Here is a 20,040-nt window from a genome sequence, read left to right on the forward strand (position 1 = left end):
CTTAGCGTCTGTCCGCGGGGAGTCTGGCCGCTTTGCTTGCGTCGTACCACCAGTTTTCGAAACCGGAGGAGTAGACCGCGCGGGTCTGCGGGAAGGAGAATTTGTCCCAGTATGCGGTTCGGTCCTGCGCCATATACCACATCGGCAGCATGTAATAGTTCCAGGTCAGCACGCGGTCGAGAGCCCGGCCCAGCGGCAGCAGCTTTTCTTTATTACCCTGCCAGCGAATAATCTGCGCGATGAGCCGGTCGACGACCGGGCTTTGTACCCCTGAGGCGTTATAGCTGGAGTTAATATATTCGGAGTCCCAGGAGACTTGCAGGTCGGTGCCGGGCCAGGGCGTGGCGCGCCAGACGTTGGGCATCATGTCGTAATCCCGGCTGCGCTTGCGGTTACTATACTGGGAGTTGTCGACCTGGCGAATATCCATGACGATGCCGAGCCGCTGGAGGTTGTGCTGGAAGGGCAGGACCCAGCGATCGCTGCTGCCGGAAGGAAGCAGCAGCTCAAAGCGTAACGGTTTGCCGCTCTTCGCATTAACCCGCCGCTGGTTTTTCACTATCCATCCCGCCTGGTTAAGGATGGCATCCGCCTTCAGCAAGTTTGCGCGTTCGAAACCATCGCCGCTGGAAACCGGGGGGCGGTATATCTGCGTGAAAACTTCGGCCGGGATCTCTTTTTTCAGCGGCGTTAACAGCGCCAGCTCGTCGGCATCCGGATAATCGCGCGCCGCGTATTCGGTATTCTGAAAGAAGCTGTTGGCGCGGCTGTAGGAGTGATAAAACAGCGCCTTATTCATCCATTCAAAATCAAAGGCGAGGGTAATGGCTTCGCGTACCCGGCGGTCGGAAAATACCGGGCGCTGAATGTTAAAGGCCAGCCACTGCGTATTCTGCGCCGAGGTGTTGGTGTATTCATCTTTAACGATATAGCCGTGGGTAAAATTGCGCCCGACGTAGCGGGTAGCCCAGTTCTTGGCAACGTTCTCTTCGCGACGGTCGACGGCGCCGGCCTTAAAGGCTTCGAAAGCGACGTTGTCGTCCAGGTAATAGTCGTAGCGCAGCGTATCGAAATTCCAGCGCCCGCGGTTGACCGGTAAGTCGGCGGCCCAGTAGTCCTTAACCCGCGAGTAGGTAATGTACTGGCCCATGCGCCAGGCGGTGATGCGATACGGGCCGCTGGCCAGCGGTGGGGCGGATAGCGGGTCGCTGAGTTTATGGTTTTTCCAGAATTTTTCCGGCATCACCGGTAGCGTCATCAGGCTAAGCATGTTCTCTTTGCCCGGTTTGGCTAAATCAATGCGTACGGTGAGCGGAGCGATGGCTTTTACGGTGGTGCCTTTATAATAGAGGCGAAACTGCGGCACCCCTTCGGTCATAAACTTCTGGAAGGTAAACGCGACATCGCTGGCGGTGACGGGGCTGCCATCGTGATAGCGGGCGCGGGGATTGAGCGCGATCTCCATCCATGAAAAATCATCGGCATAGCGCGTATGCTCGGCGATCAGCGGATAGTAGCTGCCGGGCTCATCATCAGAGGTGGTGAATAGCGTGTCGTATAAGCTTTCGGTACGGATACCGGGGTTGCCGCGCATGGCGTAGCGGTTGAAATTATCAAAAGTACCGATGGCCGCGAGGGTAATCGCCCCGCCTTTAGGCGCGGCGGGGTTGGCATAATCGTAATGGTCAAAGCCCGCGGCGTATTTCGGTTCGCCGATAATAGCGAACCTGTCGCTCTCTTTAATCGTTTGCGCCTGGCTCTGCAGGCTAAATAAGGTCAGCAGGATCAGGCTGATGCGTGCAAAAATAACCAGGATGACGCCCTCCAATGTCAGACCTGAAGCGGCCTGACCTTTGATAGCAAATAATAAAGGACCCTTAGCGGCTTGTGAAATATTTCGCCGGTTCATCATGGGCGGCGATCAGCGCGTCCAGCGTCAGCGGCCGGCTTAACCAGTAGCCCTGTAAATAGTTTACCCCGTGGTCGCGCAGCCATTCCGCTTGTTCCTGCGTTTCCACCCCTTCAGCGACCGTGGTGAGCTTCAGGCGGCGGCTCAGGGTGATAACGGCATCAAGCACCGGTGAGGTGACGGTCTCAGTGCCGATAGCCTGCACGAAGCCGCGGTCTATCTTCAGGTAATCAAAGTTATAGCGCTCCAGATAGATTAGCGCGCTGTGGCCGGTACCAAAATCATCAATCGCAATTTCAAAGCCCTGTTCGTGCAGCCAGTCGAAGTTCCCTAAGGAGCGATTCTTATCGATCATCGCGCGCTCGGTGATCTCCAGCACCACGCTAAAATGGCCGGCCGGCATGGCGGCGGCGAAATGCTGAAGGTCTTGCTGAAAGCTGCCTGCGTGCAGATGAAGGGGGGAGATATTTATCCCCAGCTTGCTCCCTGCGGGCAGGAGCGTTTGCAGAACAGGCGCATCCTGCGCAATCAGTTTTAACAGATGGCGGGTGAGCGGAATAATGATCTGCTGGGTTTCAGCAAGGTTGATAAACACATCGGGAGGGATCTCGCCGGCCACGGGATGTCGCCAGCGCATCAGTACCTCAACGCCGCTGATGCGCAGCGTCTCTGACCTCACCACCGGTTGATAAACCACATAGAACTGATCGTTTTTGATCGCCAGCAGCAGCTCTTTGCGCGGGTCCGATTTAATCGTCAGGATGTAGTAGCTTAAAAGCCCGGCCAGCAGCCCGCACACGACGCCCAGCAGCAGAGCAAACTGCGTATTCTCCGCCAGCCAGCTGTTCGCGTAGAGATAAACCTTCAGCGGCAGGCCGTCGATTTGCGTCTGGCGAATGGGCGGCGAGAGCAGCGTCTGCGGGTCGATAAGTTGGTTGCTGAAGGTGGAAATGGCGGTGTCCTTAATGGCCAGCGCCAGGCCGCTGAAATCATTCTGTCGGGCTGAGTAGAGAATATAGGGCGTCAGGTTGGCATTAATCGAGACAAAAATACCGTCTTTCCCGCCGTGTGGGCTGCGGACCCACAGCGCCAGCGCGGCGCTTTTCGGCATCATTGGCGTCCCGGGCAGAATCGCCATATCGACCGCTTGAGTAAGATTAAGCTGCGGAATGAGCTGGGTTAAGGGCGTGTTCATAGCGCCTGTGGCGGAGGAGCAAAACGCAAGGCCATTTTTGACCAGCAGGATGGCGCGGACGTTCGGGCTGAATGCCGCATGGGCGGTTAAGCCTGAGGCAACGTTTTCACAGGGTTGATCGACCAGCGGCTGCATGCCCTGAATCGTCTGATTCAAATCGTGAAAGTAGTCCTGCAGATACGTATGAACGTTGTGAATAATGGCGTCGAAACGCTCCGCACGGTTGTGATAAATCACCATAAACTGGATGCTACCGGCCAGCAGGGCGACGGCTATTCCAACACATATGCTGGTCAGCCAGATTTTTCGCCGGGGAGCGAGATGACGGGTAGGCATAGGCTATATAGTCAGTCCGTATTGTTGATTTGCGCCAGGGGGCTGATAGAAATCGCTTTTTCTATCCCTGCTTAAAGACATCGCTTATTTTACGAAGTTTCCTGGCTGGCGAGCAAAAAAAAACACCGCCTCGGCAGTGTTTTTTTATTTCTTTCGTTGGCCAAGGGATTAACCAACGGCAGAAGACGATTACGAACGGCTCAGAACGCGTCGCGCTTCGTTATAGCGCTTTTTCCAGTACGGCTCATCCATGCTTGAAATCGTCACACCGCTGCTGGTGGAAGCATGAACAAACTGATTGTTGCCGATGTAGATCCCTACATGGCGGCCCGTGGAACCTGCACGGAACAGAACTAAATCACCGGTGCGCAGCTGCGCGCGGCTGATCGATTTTCCGGAATCCTGCTGCTCTGAAGTCGAGCGCGGCAGTTCCAGGCCAAACTGTTCACGGAAAGTCCGTTGCACAAAGGCGGAACAATCGATGCCTTTACGGGTGCTGCCGCCGAGGCGGTAACGCACGCCCTTCCAGCTGGCATATTGATCCATCAAGCGGGACTTAACGTCCAGGTTGCGGACCATCGTTTCAAATTCATCCTGAGAGGCTTGCAGTGATGATAAATCGCCACTACCCACAGCAAGCGTCTCAGAATGCATATTCCTGGCGGTACTATTTGAACTACACGCGGAAAGCAGAACCGCAACTGCAATCGCGGGGGCGACCCGCAAGATATATCTCAAAATCGGCTGAGATTTGACCATGCTGTGTGTTATCCCTTGTTGTCCTTAACGACAATGTCGTTATAAAAAATGCCAAACGTGTTAGAGCCTAATTACCTGGTCGCAATGAGACAATTCCGTAAGCATAAAACTGTGGACTGACGCACAAATTTATTCATTCTCTGAATTGATGTCGCTGACGAGGCAAAACGAGATTGAGGTTACCCGATCAACCGGGGGATGGCGAGCGGTTTTACGCATTTTCTTATAAGTATTTTTGCGACAAAAAGTGAATCATCGGCAAAGGGCAAAATAGCGGCAGCAATGGGTAAAAAATACGCAATTTACTCATTTCTAACATGATTACTATGACGGGAAGATGATGCCGGATGAGAAAAAACGCGCGGACAAAAAAAGGGACCCAGAACGATCCCTTATGAATGATATTAATTAATTGTAAAGATGGATTTAAATTTTAGTTTTTCTACCCGGAAGATAACGCTCAAATAACGCAATGACATTATCACTCAGCGGGGTCATCAATACCCAGGGGGCGCCAATGAGTACCGCCGTTAATGAGCCGACGGCAATATCGGTAAACCAGTGAGCGCCAATCATTACGCGTGGAAAAGCGAACACCACGAATATGACCAGCGCGATGGCAAACGCCCGGCGACCAAAATAGCGCCACATAAATGATGCAAAAATCAGCAGCATCATACCGTGATCGCCTGGAAAGCTATCTTTAGACGCATCTTTAGTGGGGAAGGAGATCACATCGCTCACTTTGGTGATATCGGTAAAAGAGAGCGAAGGGCTGGCGCGCTTAACCGGCATCAGGTGCTGGGCAAGCTGATTGATGATGACGGCGGCCAGCAGCATCGTCAGGCCGATGATAATCACCCGGCGGCGTCCGGCGCTCTGCTCTTTAAACCAGAAGCTTAGCATCAGGCTGCCCATCGCCAGTAGCGAGCAGGCATCAAATGCGCGGTTGTTGATAATCGCCAGCAGCCAGGTATAAGCGGTGCTCACGCCAACCAGGTGGTTAAAGAAATAGAAGATCGCTGAGTCCAGCGGATTCCAGAAACCATGGTTAACGGGAAGGTACCATGAACAAAAAAGCGCAACACCCGCCGCGTTCAGCAGCAGGATTAGGGGAATTCGATTTTTAATCATAACTATCGTGTGTTGGGTAAACGACGGCAACCATAGCCGTCTTAACTTAAACGAATCCTCAACAAGGAGGCCTGCAGTGCGTTCCAGTCCGTCTCAGTATCGGCAATCAGCTCGATACGGCTATCGGGGGGAGGAACGTTCTGCGTCTCAATATGCAGATCGCGCTGCTGGCGGTTGATGCGTACCACTCCTTCCGCGATGCGCATCACGCCTTTCACGCGCCCGACCGGCGCCAGGCGCGCCCATTCGAGCAGGGCCACGGTGTCGAAAACGGTTTCGGCGTCAAAAATCCAGCCGCAGGCGTGATAGCCCTGGCCGCTAGTGAGGCTGCGACGCCAGCGCTGATGGGCAGGGAGGCTCAATGCCGCAAGGCCCTGTTTCTGCCCGTGGCCGTGCGCGTGTTCGGGGCTGGCGGGAAGCGGCGCAAGATTGCGGCGCGGCAAATCAAGCAGTGCCGGGTCGATATTCCCCCGCGTGGCGCTGACGAACCGCCGATCGCCGGCATAGGTCTGCCACCAGGCGGCGAATACGCGTTGGCTTTCCTCCGTTGCGCGGTCGGCTTTATTACTGATAATGACGTCAGCGGCGGCCAGCTGGTCGCGAAAGTTGTCGTTGGTCGCTATTTTTTCGTCCAGCAGCTGGCGCGGATCCAGCACGCATAAGGTGGCGCGCAGGTCGATCCACGGCTCGTATATTGCGGCGGTCAGCATATCGAGGATCTGTTTAGGATGGCCAAGCCCGGTGGGTTCTATCAGCAGGCGATCGGGTTTGCCCTGGCGCAGCAGGGTGTTGAGCCCGACCTGCATCGGCAGACCGTTCACGCAGCACATGCAGCCGCCGGGGATCTCTTTGAGCAGCGCGCCGCTTTCCGCCAGCAGCGCGCCGTCAATGCCCACTTCACCAAACTCGTTGACCAGCACGGCCCATTTTTCATCCGCGGGCTTATGGGCCAGCAGATGCAGAATCGACGTCGTCTTGCCGCTGCCGAGAAACCCCGTGATCAAATTGGTTTTGGTCACTTTTTCTCCAGGATAAATGTAATGTTGTAACAGTTACGCTATCCTGACGAAAAAAAGGGGAAAAGAGAAGTCTTACCGCGGACAGAAGGGGGATCTGTCCGCTAAAAGGCAGAAATTGTTAAGCGTTCAGCGTGCCGGCAATCGCCTGACGTGCGCCAAAAGCGGCGAGCTGATGCCATGCGGCGGTGATATGCGCGACAAACTGCGGGTTCTGCGGCAGGTCGCGGCCGAAGATCTCTTCAAGCGTAAGCAGGGCCGCCACGCGCTGGTGTTCATCGCTGGCAGAAACCCGTTTCTGCATCTTATCGGCCAGCGGATCGCGAATATCAATCGCATTTCCGGCATCGTCAATACCGCTGACGTAGCGCATCCAGCCGGCCACGCCGAGCGCCAGCAGCGGCCAGCGGCTGCCCCGAGCGAGATGGACGCGAATACCCTCAAGCATACGTTGCGGCAGCTTCTGGCTACCGTCCATGGCGATTTGCCAGGTGCGATGCTTCAGCGCCGGGTTGCTGAAGCGCTCGATCAGGCTGTCAGCGTACGCCGTCAGGTCAACGCCCTGAATGGATAAGGTCGGCGCCTGTTCGTCAAGCATCAGGCGGTAGGCGGCGCTGCGGAAAATCGGATCCTGCATGCAGTCGCTAATGTGCGCATGGCCAGCCAGATAGCCAAGCCAGGCGAGAAACGAGTGGCTACCGTTGAGCATCCGTAGCTTCATTTGTTCCCACGGTAAAACGTCATCGGTCATCTGGACGCCCGCGGTTTCCCAGTCCGGGCGACCGGCAACAAAGTTATCTTCAATGACCCACTGGATAAAGGGTTCGCAGCTGATTGCGCAGGGGTCTTCCACGCCTAGCGTCGCGCTAATTTCTGCCAGCGACTCATCGGTGGCGGCGGGCACGATGCGGTCAACCATGGTACCGGGAAAGCTGACGTGTTCGGCGATCCACTGCGCCAGCTCCGGGTCCCGTTTTTCGGCCATTCCCAGCACGGCGTTTTTTACCACATGTCCATTATCGGGAATATTATCGCAGGAGAGGACGGTAAACGGCGGTAGCCCCCGCTGTCGGCGGCGCGCCAGCGCTTCCACCAGAATGCCGGGAACCGATTGCGGCAGCGTCGGATTTTGCAGATCGTGAATAATGCGCGGCTGCGTCATATCCAGCTGGCCGCTGGCCGGATCGATGCAGTAGCCCTTCTCGGTGATGGTCAGAGAGACAATGGCGACCTGCGGTTCGCAAAATTTCTCAATAATGGCGGCCAGCGAATCCAGTTTCGCATTCAGACACTCATGAACGGCGCCGACAATAATCGGCTGATTGCCCTCGGCGCCTTTTTCCAGCACGGTAAACAGGTGGTCCTGCTGGCGAAGCTGGCTCATCAGCCGATCGCCGCTGAACAGGCTAATCTCACAAATCCCCCAGTCTCCGCCGCTGGCGTTGAGCACCCGATCGGTGAGAAGGGCCTGGTGCGCGCGATGAAACGCGCCAAAACCGAAATGCACAATACGCGAACGCAGCTGACTGCGATCGTATCGAGGAAGCTGTACGCCTTCCGGCAGCGTGGCTGTCGCAATGGTTGTCATTCTTAATACACCTGATTAACCAATAATTAACATGGTCAGTGTAAAGATATATGACAACAAATTAAATTGGTGAGCCTTATTTATCCGCTTAATGTGAGCTTGATCATGCAATTCTGTCGCGGTAAACGGTCAGGCCGCAAAGTATGCGGAGAGAGCCGGTGAGATTAGCGGTAACTTCGCTATTTTTGGTATAACAGCTTTTGGCGGAGGGGAGATTGCGGATAAGGGGCTAATAAAAAGGACAGCCGCTGGCTGCCCTCCTGGATGTTGCAAACGCGGAGTTTAGTCCGCGCGGCCCATGTAGCGGCTCTCTTCGATATGGATGCGGATACGCTCTCCCGCGCTCAGGTATTCAGGCACCTGAACAACAAGGCCGGTGCTCAGCGTCGCCGGTTTGTTACGGGCGCTTGCGGATGCGCCTTTGATACCCGGCGCCGTCTCAACGATTTCGAGATCCACGGTCTGCGGCAGTTCCAGCGCCAGCAGCTGGCCGTCCCAGGTCAGAACCTGCATATCCGGCATGCCGCCTTCCGGCATAAACAGCAGCTCTTCTTCGATCTGCTCTTTGGTGAAGATATACGGGGTGTAATCTTCTTTATCCATAAAGACGTATTCGTTGCCATCGATATAGGAGAAGTCAACGAAGCGGCGGGTCAGGGTGACGGTATCGACGATGTCGTCGCCTTTGAAGCGTTCTTCCACTTTCAGGCCGGTGCGTACATCGGAGAAACGCATTTTGTACAGCGTCGCTGCGCCGCGGGCGCTGGGTGACTGAATATCAATATTTTTAACAATCAGCAGTTTGCCGTTGTAATTCAGCACCATACCTTTTTTAATTTCATTCGCTCTTGGCATTGCAGTAATCCTGTCACTTAAAGGGTCGAAAATATCGCGTAAAACTACTCGCGCCGGGCCTTTCAGGCAAGTGGAATTCGTCGGTTTTGCTATCTTCAGGTAAAACGTTTAGGCTGGGCTGCTAAAAGCGTTATCGGAAGAGTCGATTATGGAATGCCGCCCTGAATGCGGAGCTTGCTGTATCGCTCCTTCTATCTCCAGCCCTATCCCGGGCATGCCGCAAGGCAAGCCGGCAAACACCCGCTGCGTGCAGCTATCGCAAAATAATCTCTGCGCTATTTTTGGCTCGCCGTTAAGGCCGAAAGTGTGCGCCAGCCTGAAGCCGGAAGCGGAAATGTGCGCCACCAATCGCGAAGACGCCATGACCTGGCTGCTTCATCTTGAGCTGAGCACTTCGTGACGGTGCAAGCCCGCGCGGGATACCCTTAAACGTCTTTAATACGCCACAGGCAGGCCTGAGTGATGACCCCCATCACCAGCGCAATCCAGAATACGGCGTGATAGCTCCAGACTTCCGCAACGACCCCCGCCAGCGAACCGGCGATAATCCAGCCAACGCGCGTGATATTGGTATAAAGCGTGGTGGCCGCACCCGCCTGTCCGGGCATCAGGTCCTGGAAATAGAGCATGCCGATACCGGCCAGGATACCGATAAAAATGGCGTTCAGCGCCTGCAGGGCCAGCAGCAGTCCGGGGGTATGGACGGTTAGCATGCCAACGTAAAACAGCACGCCGGCCACCGCTGAGATGCGCATCAGGAAACGTTTGCCGAAGCGTTTGGCGTAGTAGCCCGCAATCAGCATGGTCGGGATTTCCAGCCCGGCGGCGGTGCCCATCATGACCCCGGCCAGCTTCTCCGGTAAATGCAGTTCATTGATGATAAACAGCGGCATATTAATGATGTACAGGCTGTTGATTCCCCACATCAGCGTACAGATGATAAACAGCAGCAGCGCGTCGCGGCGGTTGGTGCGCGGCGCTTCAAGATGGCCCGTAGCGAGCTTTGGCTCTTTACGCATGCTGGGAAGAAAAAACCAGACCATCGCGCCGCAGACCACAAAGGCAACTGCCGCGCTGAGATACATCACCGTAAAGCCAAAACCCATGGCCAGCGCGTAGGCCAGCGGCGGTCCGATAACCCATGCCAGCGACACCTGAGCGCGCAGAATCGAACTAAACATGACCGCCTCGCGGCCCGTTTTGTCCGCATGCTCGCGGGCGAGGGCAAACATCTGCGGGTTGGCGGTGGAGCCGAAGCTGCTGAGAAATACCCCGATGAACAGCAAAATAAAGTAGTTACGGTTCCAGGCGAAGAGCATGCAGGCCAGCACGCCCATCAGGCAGCAGAAGACGATCAGCCGCTTGCGGTCGCCTTTGCGATCCGAACGCCCGGCGAGGAACTGGCTCACCAGAATGCCGATCACCGCGCTACCGGTAAAAAAGAAGCCGACCATCGCCGGTCGTACGTGAACCTCGTTCGTCAGAAACAGGCTCAGCGTTGGCGTCTGGAGTGCCCCGGCGATACCCGTCAGGAAGGCGACGATCAGAAAGGCGGAAGAGGTGAAATCAAACCCGCGTCGTGGCAGGGCGGCGCTACTGTTTTGCATGTCGGCGTTCATCGGTTTTCAGGAGTCGCGGAGTTTACGCCGTCACTCAGAAAATGAACAGTACCAGGGCACGAATAAATCAAAAAGACGTTTCAAAATCAAACTTCAGCAGAAAGCTGAAGTTTTCCCGGCCTCGACGCTCCCGCTTCAGCAAAAGTGTGCTGTATCTCTAACTTCTGTTATCAGAAAACGAACTTTTCTTGCCTGGCGGCTAATAAAGGTACAGACTTCTTGAAACGTTTCAGCGTCATCGGGAGATTCTCCGGCAGGTAGATGACGCATTTTTTCTCAAAGTAGCTGAAACGATTCAATTCAGCAGGAGAGGAGAACCATGTTCCAGTTATCTGTGCAGGATATTCATCCCGGTCAGCAGGCCGGTAATAAAGAAGAGGCTATTCGTCAGGTTGCCTCCGCGCTGGTCAGCGCGGGCAACGTGGCAGACGGCTACATCAACGGGATGCTGGCTCGCGAGCAGCAAACCTCCACTTTCCTTGGCAACGGTATTGCGATTCCGCACGGTACCACCGACACCCGCGATCAGGTACTGAAAACCGGCGTTCAGGTGTATCAGTTCCCGCAGGGCGTGACCTGGGGCGAAGGGCAAACCGCCTACGTCGCCATCGGTATTGCCGCCAGCTCGGATGAACACCTGGGGCTGCTGCGTCAGCTGACCCACGTGCTGAGCGACGACTCCGTTGCTGAACAACTTAAGTCCGCGACGACCGCTGAAGAGCTGCGCGCCCTGTTGATGGGTGAAAAGCAGAGCGAAGCGCTGAAGCTGGATAACGAGACGCTGACCCTGGACGTTGTCGCCAGCGACCTGCTGACCCTGCAGGCGCTGAATGCCGCTCGGCTGAAAGAAGCCGGCGCGGTCGATGCTTCCTTTGTTAGCCGTACGATTAATGATAAACCGCTGAACCTCGGTCAGGGCATCTGGCTGAACGACAGCACCGAAGGCAACCTGCGCAGCGCCGTTGCCGTCAGCCGCGCGGCCAGCGCCTTTACCAGCGAAGAGCAGCCGGTTTCTCTGCTGATCACCGTCGCGATGGCCGATGACCAGCCAACTGCGGTGCTTAATCGCCTGAGCAATTTGCTGCTCGACAAAAAAGCTGACCGTTTGCTGAAGGCTGATGGTGCCACGCTGCTGGCGCTGCTGACCAGCGACGACGCGATTGCGGAAGATGTTCTCAGCGCGGAATACGTTATCCGCAACGAGCACGGGCTGCACGCGCGTCCCGGCACGATGCTGGTTAATACCATTAAACAATTCTCCAGCGACATTACCGTCACCAACCTTGATGGTTCGGGCAAACCGGCCAACGGCCGCAGCCTGATGAAAGTCGTGGCGCTGGGCGTGAAAAAAGGTCACCGCTTGCGCTTTACCGCGCAGGGTGAAGATGCGCAGCAGGCGCTGGATGCGATTGGCGAAGCGATCGCCGCAGGCCTTGGGGAGGGCGCATAAATGAGCAGACGTGTCGCAACGATTACTTTAAACCCGGCCTATGACCTGGTGGGTTTTACCCCGGAAATTGAACGCGGTGAGGTTAACCTTGTTCGCACTACCGGTTTGCACGCCGCAGGGAAGGGGATCAACGTTGCAAAAGTGCTGAAAGATCTCGGTATCGACGTCACCGTTGGCGGTTTCCTCGGTAAAGACAATCAGGATGGTTTTCAGCAGCTGTTCAGCGAGCTGGGCATTGCTAACCGTTTTCAGGTTGTTCAGGGCCGTACCCGTATCAACGTCAAGCTGACGGAGAAAGACGGCGAAGTCACCGATTTCAACTTCTCCGGCTTTGAAGTCACGCCGGGCGACTGGGAGCGTTTTGTTAACGATTCCCTGAGCTGGCTGGGCCAGTTCGATATGGTTTGCGTGAGCGGTAGCCTGCCGTCTGGCGTCAGCCCGGAAGCGTTCACTGACTGGATGACCCGTCTGCGCAGCCAGTGCCCGTGCATCATTTTTGACAGCAGCCGCGAAGCGCTGGTTGCCGGTCTGAAAGCGGCGCCGTGGCTGGTTAAACCTAACCGCCGCGAGCTGGAAATCTGGGCGGGCCGCAAGCTGCCTGAAATGAAAGATGTGATTGAAGCCGCTCATGCGCTGCGTGAGCAGGGAATTGCCCACGTGGTTATCTCCCTTGGCGAAGAAGGCGCTCTGTGGGTTAACGCATCCGGAGAGTGGATTGCCAAGCCGCCTTCCGTTGAAGTGGTAAGCACCGTTGGCGCCGGTGACTCCATGGTTGGCGGCCTGATTTATGGTCTGCTGATGCGTGAGTCCAGCGAACATACGCTGCGCCTGGCAACGGCAGTTGCCGCGCTGGCGGTGAGTCAGAGCAATGTCGGTATTACCGATCGTACCCAGTTGGCCGCAATGATGGCGCGCGTCGACTTACAACCCTTTAATTAACAGCAGGAGAGGCATAATGAAAACGCTGCTGATTATTGATGCCGGGCTTGGACAGGCTCGCGCCTATATGGCGAAGACCCTGTTAAGCACTGCGGCGCAAAAAGCGCAACTCGAACTGATTGATAACCCGAACGACGCTGAGCTGGCGATTGTGCTGGGCACGGCGCTGCCGGCCGACAGCGCGCTGAACGGCAAAAAGGTCTATCTCGGCGATATTAACCGCGCCGTAGCGCACCCGGAGCTCTTCCTCGGTGAGGCCAAAAGCCATGCAACGCCTTACAGCGCCCCGGCCGCTGCCGCTGTACCCGCAGCGACCAACGGTCCGAAACGCATCGTAGCGGTCACCGCCTGTCCGACCGGGGTGGCGCACACCTTTATGGCGGCGGAAGCGATTGAAACCGAAGCCAAAAAACGCGGCTGGTGGGTGAAAGTTGAAACGCGCGGCTCCGTGGGCGCGGGCAATGCAATCACCCCGGAAGAAGTTGAACAGGCGGATCTGGTGGTGGTGGCTGCCGATATCGAAGTGGATCTGGCGAAATTCGCCGGTAAGCCGATGTATCGCACCACCACCGGTCTGGCGCTGAAGAAAACCGCTCAGGAGCTGGATAAAGCCGTTGTTGAAGCGAAACCGTATCAGCCTGCGGGTAAATCCCAGGCCGCGGCGGAAGGCAAAAAAGAGTCCGCTGGCGCCTATCGCCACCTGCTGACCGGCGTGTCGTACATGCTGCCGATGGTGGTGGCGGGCGGTCTGTGTATCGCGCTCTCCTTCGCTTTTGGTATTAAAGCCTTTGAAGTGAAAGACACCCTGGCCGCCGCGCTGATGCAAATCGGTGGGGGCTCAGCCTTCGCGCTGATGGTGCCGGTACTGGCGGGCTTTATCGCCTTCTCCATCGCTGACCGTCCGGGCCTGACGCCGGGTCTTATCGGCGGTATGCTGGCGGTAAGCACCGGGTCCGGCTTTATCGGCGGTATCATCGCTGGTTTCCTTGCCGGTTACGTGGCGAAAGCGATCAGTACGAAGCTGAAACTGCCGCAAAGTATGGAGGCGCTGAAGCCAATCCTGATCATTCCACTGGTTTCCAGCCTGATCGTAGGTCTGGCGATGATTTACCTGATTGGTAAGCCCGTTGCCGGGATCCTCGAAGCGTTGACCCACTGGCTGCAAACCATGGGCACGGCGAACGCGGTTCTGCTCGGTGCGATCCTCGGCGGTATGATGTGTACCGACATGGGCGGTCCGGTGAACAAAGCGGCCTACGCCTTTGGTGTTGGTCTTCTGAGTACCCAAACCTATGCGCCGATGGCGGCCATTATGGCGGCGGGTATGGTTCCACCGCTGGCGCTGGGTCTGGCGACGCTGGTTGCGCGTAACAAGTTCGACAAAGCGCAGCAGGAAGGCGGTAAGGCCGCACTGGTTCTCGGCCTGTGCTTTATCACCGAAGGCGCGATTCCGTTCGCTGCTCGCGACCCGATGCGCGTCCTGCCCTGCTGTATCGTTGGCGGCGCGGTCACCGGCGCGATGTCCATGGCGGTCGGTGCTAAGCTGATGGCGCCGCACGGCGGTCTGTTCGTCCTGCTGATTCCTGGCGCGATTACGCCGGTACTCGGTTATCTGATGGCGATTGTCGTCGGTACGCTGGTCGCAGGGCTCTCCTACGCGGTGCTGAAACGTCCTGAAGTTCAGGTAGTCGAAAAAGCAGCCTGATCGACCTATTAAATCGTTCTCAAGGGCAGAGTCTTCTCTGCCCTTTTTTTATGCCTCATCTCCCCCCGCTCATCCTGCCGTATGTGCTCTCCTTCGCATTTTTAAACTGTTTAAAAACCATACGGGGCATTTTTTGTGATTTTGTTCATGTTCATATGAAATCCCTCTTGCTGACCTCTTTACTTTAAAAACATTGCGCTTAACATAAACACATGTTCACATTCAAACATGTGTTTATTTGGGGGTGATGAATGGGAGTATGCTTATTTATTGATATTCAATAATTCCACTGCCATAGCATTTTTTATGCTGGAGGGTATTTTTATGCCTGAAAATGATTACGTTGTAATTATTGGATCGGCAAATATGGATGTTGCTGGTTATTCCAATGTATCGTTGAACTATGCGGATTCTAACCCCGGGAAAATAAAATATACTCCCGGCGGCGTAGGGCGAAACATTGCGCAAAACATTGCCTTGTTAAATAAAACAGCGTGGCTATTATCGGTTGTCGGTGACGATTTTTATGGCCACTCTCTATTAAAACAAACGGCCCAGTCCGGGGTTCACGTCGATAAATGTCAGGTTATCCAGGGGGAAGGTACTTCAAGCTATTTATCGCTGCTTGATAATACCGGTGAAATGCTGGTGGCGATTAATGATATGAGCATCACTGAACATATTACGCCAGCGTTTTTAAGACAGCATCATGATTTTATCCGCAATGCCGCGGTGATTGTCGTTGATTGCAATATCAGCGAGGCCGCTCTCGCCTGGCTGATGGAAAATAGCGGCGCAACGCCCGTTTTTGTCGATCCGGTTTCAGCCTGGAAGTGCGTGAAAATCAGCCAGCATCTGGGGCGTATTCACACCCTGAAACCGAACCGAATTGAAGCTGAAACGCTGAGCGGCATCGCGCTGTCCGGCACGGATGACGTCGCGCGCGTTGCCGACTGGTTTCATCAGCGTGGCCTGAAGCGCCTGGTGCTGAGCATGGGCGGCGACGGGGTTTACTACAGTGAGAAAGAGGGCGAACGCGGCTGGTCAGCGCCGCTGAAAACTCAGGTCGTTAACGTCACCGGCGCCGGTGACGCCATGATGGCCGGCCTTGCCTGCTGCTGGCTCGACGGCTGTTCATTTTCGCAAGCGGTGAAGTTTGCTCAGGGATGCTCTTCTCTGGCGCTCTCATCGGAATTCACCAATAACCCTGAATTATCTTACGCCAACGTAAAAAAGGTAGTGGAGAAAGAATATGTCTGAATTAAATATTTCCTCTGAATTATTACAGGTTTCTGCGGAAGTTCAGCAGGCGTTGAAAAATAATCAGCCAGTAGTGGCGCTGGAATCGACCATTATTTCTCACGGCATGCCATTTCCGGAAAATGCGCAAACGGCGCTGGAAGTAGAAGAAACCATTCGTCGCCAGGGGGCGGTGCCGGCAACCATTGCGATTATTCATGGCGTCATGAAAGTTGGCTTAAGCCGTGAAGAAATTGAACTGCTGGGTCGCGAAGGGCATAACGTCGCCAAAGTTAGTCGTCGTGATTTACCCTTTGTTGTCGCCGCGGGATTAAATGGCGCGACCACCGTGGCGTCCACCATGATTATTGCCGCAATGGCCGGGATTAAAGTCTTCGCTACCGGCGGTATTGGCGGTGTACATCGCGGAGCCGAGCACACGTTTGATATTTCCGCCGATTTGCAGGAGCTGGCAAATACCAACGTCACCGTCGTCTGCGCCGGTGCAAAATCTATTCTCGATCTCGGTTTAACGACCGAATATTTAGAAACGTTTGGCGTTCCGCTTATTGGTTATCAAACCTCTGCGCTGCCGGCATTCTTCTGCCGAACCAGCCCGTTTGACGTCAGCATTCGCCTCAATAGCGCCAAAGAGATCGCCAAAGCGATGGCGGTGAAATGGCAGTCGGGTCTGAATGGCGGCATGGTGGTGGCGAACCCCATTCCTGAAGCGTTCGCGATGCCGGAAGAGAAAATCAACGCCGCCATCAACCGGGCGGTGAAGGAGGCGGAAGAGCAGGGCGTGGTGGGGAAAGCGAGTACGCCGTTCCTGCTGGCCCGCGTCGCGGAGCTGACCGGCGGAGACAGCCTGAAATCCAATATTCAGTTGGTCTTCAACAACGCCATTCTGGCCTGCGAGATTGCCAAAGAGTATCAGCAGGTAGCCTGACGACAGTTGCGGGCCGTTTGCGGTTGCCCGCCCCGATATCAACGATACCGAAAGCCTGGCTCGCGCCGGGTTTTCCACCAGGTAAGGATATCATTATGGACATTATGAGAAGTCTTCTGGGGATGGTGGTGTTGCTGGCCATTGCCTTTGCGCTGTCAGTCAATAAAAAACGCATCAGCGTCAGAACGGTAGGGGCGGCGCTGCTGCTGCAAATCGTCATTGGCGGGGTGATGCTCTACTTTCCGCCGGGCAAGTGGCTGGTCGAGCAGGCCGCGCTTGGGGTACATAAAGTCATGTCCTATAGCGACGCCGGAAGCGCGTTTATTTTTGGTTCACTGGTCGGCCCGAAGATGGACGTGCTGTTTGACGGCGCCGGCTTTATCTTCGCCTTCCGCGTGCTGCCCGCCATCATTTTTGTCACCGCGCTGATAAGCCTGCTTTACTACCTCGGCGTGATGGGGCTGCTGATCCGGATTCTCGGCGGCATCTTCCAGAAGGCGCTGAATATCAGCAAAATTGAGTCTTTTGTCGCCGTGACCACCATTTTTCTTGGGCAAAATGAGATCCCAGCGATCGTCAAACCGTTTATCAACAAGCTCAACCGCAATGAGCTTTTTACCGCGATTTGCAGCGGGATGGCGTCGATCGCCGGGTCGATGATGATCGGCTATGCCGGTATGGGCGTGCCGATTGATTATCTGCTGGCCGCTTCGCTTATGGCTATCCCCGGCGGGATTCTGTTTGCCCGTATGCTGAGTCCGGCAACCGAAGTATCCCAGGTCACTTTCGACAATCTCTCCTTCACCGAGACGCCGCCGAAAAGCGTTATCGAGGCGGCGGCGTCAGGGGCGATGACCGGCCTGAAAATTGCCGCCGGGGTGGCAACGGTAGTGATGGCGTTTGTGGCGATTATTGCTCTGCTGAACGGTATTATCGGCGGCATTGGCGGCTGGTTTGGCTACGGTCACGCCACGCTGGAGGGAATTTTCGGCTTCCTGCTCGCGCCGCTGGCATGGATTATGGGCGTTGACTGGAGCGATGCGACGCTGGCGGGCAGCCTGATTGGCCAAAAGCTGGCGATAAACGAATTCGTCGCCTACCTCAACTTTTCACCCTATCTGCAAGCTGGCGGCAATCTGGACGTGAAAACCGTTGCGATCATCTCGTTCGCGCTGTGCGGTTTCGCCAACTTTGGGTCGATCGGCGTGGTTGTCGGGGCGTTTTCGGCCATTTCACCGCAGCGCGCGCCGGAGATTGCCCAGCTTGGGCTGCGCGCCCTGGCGGCGGCCACGCTCTCTAACCTGATGAGCGCCACCATTGCCGGGTTCTTTATTGGCCTGGCATAACAGGCTGCGCGCACCGCGCCTGCGGTGCGCGCTACGCCACGCCGGGAAGTAAATTGAGCGCGTTATCAACGGACAACGAGGGGTTGTTGATACCGTCGCTGGCGCGGGTGATGGCGGTGCAGGCCATGGCGAAAGCGACGCTTTCTTTAAAGTCGCTACCGTCGAGATAGCTATAAAGTAGCCCTGCCATTAGCGCATCGTCGGCGCCGAAGCTGTCTATCGTCGTATGGTCCGGCAGACTCATCCGGAAGCGTTCACCCCCTGCTTCGCTACAGAAAACAGCGTCGTCTTCCGAGCAAATCACCACCCGCTGAGTTCCCCTTTCGTGCAGCCATGCTAGCGCCCGATCGCGATCCGCGTCGTTTTCGATAGCCTGTCCCCATAGGATCTGGAGTTCGCGCAGCGTGGGCTTGAGGGTGTGGATCTTCCCCAGCCATGGGCGAATGCGGTGCGCTTTAAACTCGGACACGGTATCAACAAATACCGGGATGCCGTTAGCCAGGGTAAATACCCACTCCAGCGACTGCTCCGTCAAATTACAATCGACCAGAACGACGCCGGCATGCGTCAGCAGATCCCGGTACTGATTCAGCAGCTGGGGCGTGAGCGACTGTAAAATATGCGTATCGTTAATCGCCAGCACCGTCTCTTCCTGCGGGTTAGCGATGGAGAGGTAGGTGGCGGTGTTATGGCCGTGCAGGCGGATACAGCTTTGCACGTTAACGCCCGCCTGGCGGGTTTGCTCCAGCAGCGTTTCGCCGTAAAAGTCGCTGCCGACGGCGGAAATCAAATGCACATCGCGGCCCAGCAGCGCCAGGTTATGCGCGATGTTCCGCGCCACGCCGCCGGCAGAGCACTGGATATTCCCCGGGTTGGAGACCGGTTGAGGATAATGAATATCGGCAATTCCGCGGATATCCATATTCACCGCGCCCAGCGAGACGCAGTACTCCTGCTCGGTAAGGATGTAGCCTTTGCCCTTGATGGCCCCCTTACGCGTGAGGTCCATAATATGCGCGGCCACGCGGGAGCGGCTAATCTGCAGAATATCGGCAATCTCATGCTGCTGAATTAGCGGATTGCGCCGCAAAATTTTGAGGATCTGCTTTTCCCTGTCGTTCATATCAGACCGTGGCCTCTTCCGTTTGCTGCGCCCGCAGCCAGGCGATCTCTTCCGCCCAGATATCAGGATTGATCGTTTCCAGAATCAGCGGGATACCGTCAAAGCGGCGGTCCTGCATAATCCAGCGGAAAGCATCATGGCCAATATTGCCTTCACCCAGGCTGTGGTGACGGTCAACGCGGCTGGCGAACGCGCTTTTCGCATCGTTCAGGTGCATACCGCGCAGATACTGGAAACCCACAATTCGGTCGAAATCAGCGAAGGTTTTTTCGCACTCTTCGGCGCTGCGCAGGTCGTAGCCGGCGGCGAAGGCGTGACAGGTATCAATGCACACGCCGACGCGTGATTTATCTTCCACTCCGTCGATGATGGCCGCCAGATGCTCAAACTTAAAGCCCAGGTTACTGCCCTGGCCGGCGGTGTTTTCAATGACCGCCGTGACGCCTTCGGTTTTTGCCAGCGCGATATTGATCGATTCGGCGATACGCGCCAGACATTCGTCTTCCGGTATTTGCTGCAGATGGCTACCCGGATGGAAATTCAGCAGCGTCAGGCCGAGCTGCTGGCAGCGGGAGAGTTCATCAATAAAGGCATCGCGGGATTTTTCCAGCGCGTCCTCAACCGGATGACCGAGGTTTATCAGATAGCTGTCGTGCGGCAGAATTTGCCCCGGGCCGAACTGGTACTTTTCGCAGGCGGCTTTAAATTCAGCAATGGTTTCGTCGCTCAGAGGGGCGGCGCGCCACTGGCGCTGGTTTTTGGTAAAGAGGGCAAATGCGGTCGCGCCGATTTCGGCTGCGCGAATGGCGGCGTTGGCTACACCGCCGGAGGCGCTGACGTGCGCTCCAATATATTTCATAAAAAAACTCCAGTTAAGC

Annotated in this window: 17 protein-coding genes; 7 read left to right on the forward strand and 10 right to left on the reverse strand. The window is 55.9% G+C overall.

Annotated elements, in window-relative coordinates:
* Nucleotide 1: 1 nt before the first annotated feature.
* The 7 genes from CDA56_RS19295 to yeiP form a co-directional block, all read right to left on the reverse strand.
* On the reverse strand, nt 2–1,807 hold the full coding sequence (locus CDA56_RS19295; RefSeq protein WP_103814891.1) for an extracellular solute-binding protein: 1,806 nt from the start codon (nt 1,805–1,807) through the stop codon (nt 2–4).
* Between the two features lie 70 nt (nt 1,808–1,877).
* The gene (locus CDA56_RS19300) at nt 1,878–3,440 is read right to left on the reverse strand and encodes a cyclic di-GMP phosphodiesterase (protein WP_014839070.1); all 1,563 of its coding nucleotides are present in this window, start codon (nt 3,438–3,440) and stop codon (nt 1,878–1,880) included.
* Between the two features lie 189 nt (nt 3,441–3,629).
* Nucleotides 3,630–4,199: a bifunctional murein DD-endopeptidase/murein LD-carboxypeptidase gene (gene mepS, locus CDA56_RS19305; protein ID WP_004122922.1), complete on the reverse strand. Its 570-nt coding sequence runs from the start codon at nt 4,197–4,199 to the stop codon at nt 3,630–3,632.
* Nucleotides 4,200–4,625: 426 nt separating this feature from the next.
* Entirely contained in the window at nt 4,626–5,339 is a 714-nt protein-coding gene (locus CDA56_RS19310; protein WP_165795127.1) for a phosphatase PAP2 family protein, read from the reverse strand.
* A 35-nt stretch (nt 5,340–5,374) separates the two neighbouring features.
* Nucleotides 5,375–6,352 (reverse strand): CobW family GTP-binding protein, encoded by a 978-nt coding sequence (locus tag CDA56_RS19315; protein WP_102802922.1) that lies wholly within the window; start codon nt 6,350–6,352, stop codon nt 5,375–5,377.
* 118 nt (nt 6,353–6,470) lie between these two features.
* Nucleotides 6,471–7,937 (reverse strand): mannitol dehydrogenase family protein, encoded by a 1,467-nt coding sequence (locus tag CDA56_RS19320; protein ID WP_032750635.1) that lies wholly within the window; start codon nt 7,935–7,937, stop codon nt 6,471–6,473.
* A 282-nt stretch (nt 7,938–8,219) separates the two neighbouring features.
* On the reverse strand, nt 8,220–8,792 hold the full coding sequence (gene yeiP / locus CDA56_RS19325) for an elongation factor P-like protein YeiP (RefSeq protein WP_004122911.1): 573 nt from the start codon (nt 8,790–8,792) through the stop codon (nt 8,220–8,222).
* Nucleotides 8,793–8,940: 148 nt separating this feature from the next.
* Here yeiP and CDA56_RS19330 point away from each other — a divergent pair, with 148 nt between their 5' ends.
* Nucleotides 8,941–9,192 carry a YkgJ family cysteine cluster protein gene (locus CDA56_RS19330; protein WP_014230170.1) on the forward strand — a complete coding sequence of 84 codons (252 nt, stop codon included), beginning with the start codon at nt 8,941–8,943 and terminating at the stop codon, nt 9,190–9,192.
* 25 nt (nt 9,193–9,217) lie between these two features.
* On the opposite strand, the gene setB is transcribed toward CDA56_RS19330, so the two are convergent.
* Entirely contained in the window at nt 9,218–10,399 is a 1,182-nt protein-coding gene (setB, locus tag CDA56_RS19335; RefSeq protein ID WP_103814889.1) for a sugar efflux transporter SetB, read from the reverse strand.
* A gap of 331 nt (nt 10,400–10,730) precedes the next feature.
* Between setB and fruB the strand changes: the two genes are divergently transcribed.
* From fruB to CDA56_RS19365, 6 genes are all read left to right on the forward strand, one after another.
* Nucleotides 10,731–11,861: a fused PTS fructose transporter subunit IIA/HPr protein gene (gene fruB, locus CDA56_RS19340; RefSeq protein ID WP_032750633.1), complete on the forward strand. Its 1,131-nt coding sequence runs from the start codon at nt 10,731–10,733 to the stop codon at nt 11,859–11,861.
* A complete protein-coding gene (gene fruK, locus CDA56_RS19345; protein WP_004103928.1) occupies nt 11,862–12,800 on the forward strand; it encodes a 1-phosphofructokinase in 939 nt (312 codons plus the stop codon).
* Nucleotides 12,801–12,816: 16 nt separating this feature from the next.
* The gene (gene fruA, locus CDA56_RS19350; protein ID WP_014230167.1) at nt 12,817–14,505 is read left to right on the forward strand and encodes a PTS fructose transporter subunit IIBC; all 1,689 of its coding nucleotides are present in this window, start codon (nt 12,817–12,819) and stop codon (nt 14,503–14,505) included.
* Between the two features lie 324 nt (nt 14,506–14,829).
* Nucleotides 14,830–15,765 (forward strand): pseudouridine kinase, encoded by a 936-nt coding sequence (locus CDA56_RS19355; protein WP_025106748.1) that lies wholly within the window; start codon nt 14,830–14,832, stop codon nt 15,763–15,765.
* The gene (locus CDA56_RS19360) at nt 15,758–16,693 is read left to right on the forward strand and encodes a pseudouridine-5'-phosphate glycosidase (protein WP_004852691.1); all 936 of its coding nucleotides are present in this window, start codon (nt 15,758–15,760) and stop codon (nt 16,691–16,693) included. Before CDA56_RS19355 ends, CDA56_RS19360 begins: the two co-directional genes overlap by 8 nt.
* A 95-nt stretch (nt 16,694–16,788) precedes the next feature.
* Nucleotides 16,789–18,039: a NupC/NupG family nucleoside CNT transporter gene (locus tag CDA56_RS19365; RefSeq protein ID WP_048260729.1), complete on the forward strand. Its 1,251-nt coding sequence runs from the start codon at nt 16,789–16,791 to the stop codon at nt 18,037–18,039.
* Nucleotides 18,040–18,070: 31 nt separating this feature from the next.
* Here CDA56_RS19365 and CDA56_RS19370 read toward each other — a convergent pair whose 3' ends face one another.
* Entirely contained in the window at nt 18,071–19,162 is a 1,092-nt protein-coding gene (locus CDA56_RS19370) for a sugar kinase (protein ID WP_014839060.1), read from the reverse strand.
* 1 nt (nt 19,163) lies between these two features.
* Nucleotides 19,164–20,021 carry a deoxyribonuclease IV gene (gene nfo / locus CDA56_RS19375; RefSeq protein ID WP_014230162.1) on the reverse strand — a complete coding sequence of 286 codons (858 nt, stop codon included), beginning with the start codon at nt 20,019–20,021 and terminating at the stop codon, nt 19,164–19,166.
* Nucleotides 20,022–20,040: the final 19 nt, after the last annotated feature.

The sequence above is a fragment of the Klebsiella michiganensis genome, from assembly GCF_002925905.1.
Lineage (GTDB): Bacteria > Pseudomonadota > Gammaproteobacteria > Enterobacterales > Enterobacteriaceae > Klebsiella > Klebsiella michiganensis.

Bases quoted from the DNA above. Each gene is read 5' to 3' on its own strand.
- fruA (WP_014230167.1), top strand. From the start codon at position 12,817: ATGAAAACGCTGCTGATTATTGATGCCGGGCTTGGACAGGCTCGCGCC.
- CDA56_RS19370 (WP_014839060.1), bottom strand. From the start codon at position 19,162: ATGAACGACAGGGAAAAGCAGATCCTCAAAATTTTGCGGCGCAATCCG.
- fruK (WP_004103928.1), top strand. From the start codon at position 11,862: ATGAGCAGACGTGTCGCAACGATTACTTTAAACCCGGCCTATGACCTG.
- yeiP (WP_004122911.1), bottom strand. From the start codon at position 8,792: ATGCCAAGAGCGAATGAAATTAAAAAAGGTATGGTGCTGAATTACAAC.
- CDA56_RS19355 (WP_025106748.1), top strand. From the start codon at position 14,830: ATGCCTGAAAATGATTACGTTGTAATTATTGGATCGGCAAATATGGAT.
- CDA56_RS19330 (WP_014230170.1), top strand. From the start codon at position 8,941: ATGGAATGCCGCCCTGAATGCGGAGCTTGCTGTATCGCTCCTTCTATC.
- CDA56_RS19365 (WP_048260729.1), top strand. From the start codon at position 16,789: ATGGACATTATGAGAAGTCTTCTGGGGATGGTGGTGTTGCTGGCCATT.
- CDA56_RS19360 (WP_004852691.1), top strand. From the start codon at position 15,758: ATGTCTGAATTAAATATTTCCTCTGAATTATTACAGGTTTCTGCGGAA.
- nfo (WP_014230162.1), bottom strand. From the start codon at position 20,021: ATGAAATATATTGGAGCGCACGTCAGCGCCTCCGGCGGTGTAGCCAAC.
- CDA56_RS19300 (WP_014839070.1), bottom strand. From the start codon at position 3,440: ATGCCTACCCGTCATCTCGCTCCCCGGCGAAAAATCTGGCTGACCAGC.
- setB (WP_103814889.1), bottom strand. From the start codon at position 10,399: ATGCAAAACAGTAGCGCCGCCCTGCCACGACGCGGGTTTGATTTCACC.
- CDA56_RS19320 (WP_032750635.1), bottom strand. From the start codon at position 7,937: ATGACAACCATTGCGACAGCCACGCTGCCGGAAGGCGTACAGCTTCCT.
- mepS (WP_004122922.1), bottom strand. From the start codon at position 4,199: ATGGTCAAATCTCAGCCGATTTTGAGATATATCTTGCGGGTCGCCCCC.
- fruB (WP_032750633.1), top strand. From the start codon at position 10,731: ATGTTCCAGTTATCTGTGCAGGATATTCATCCCGGTCAGCAGGCCGGT.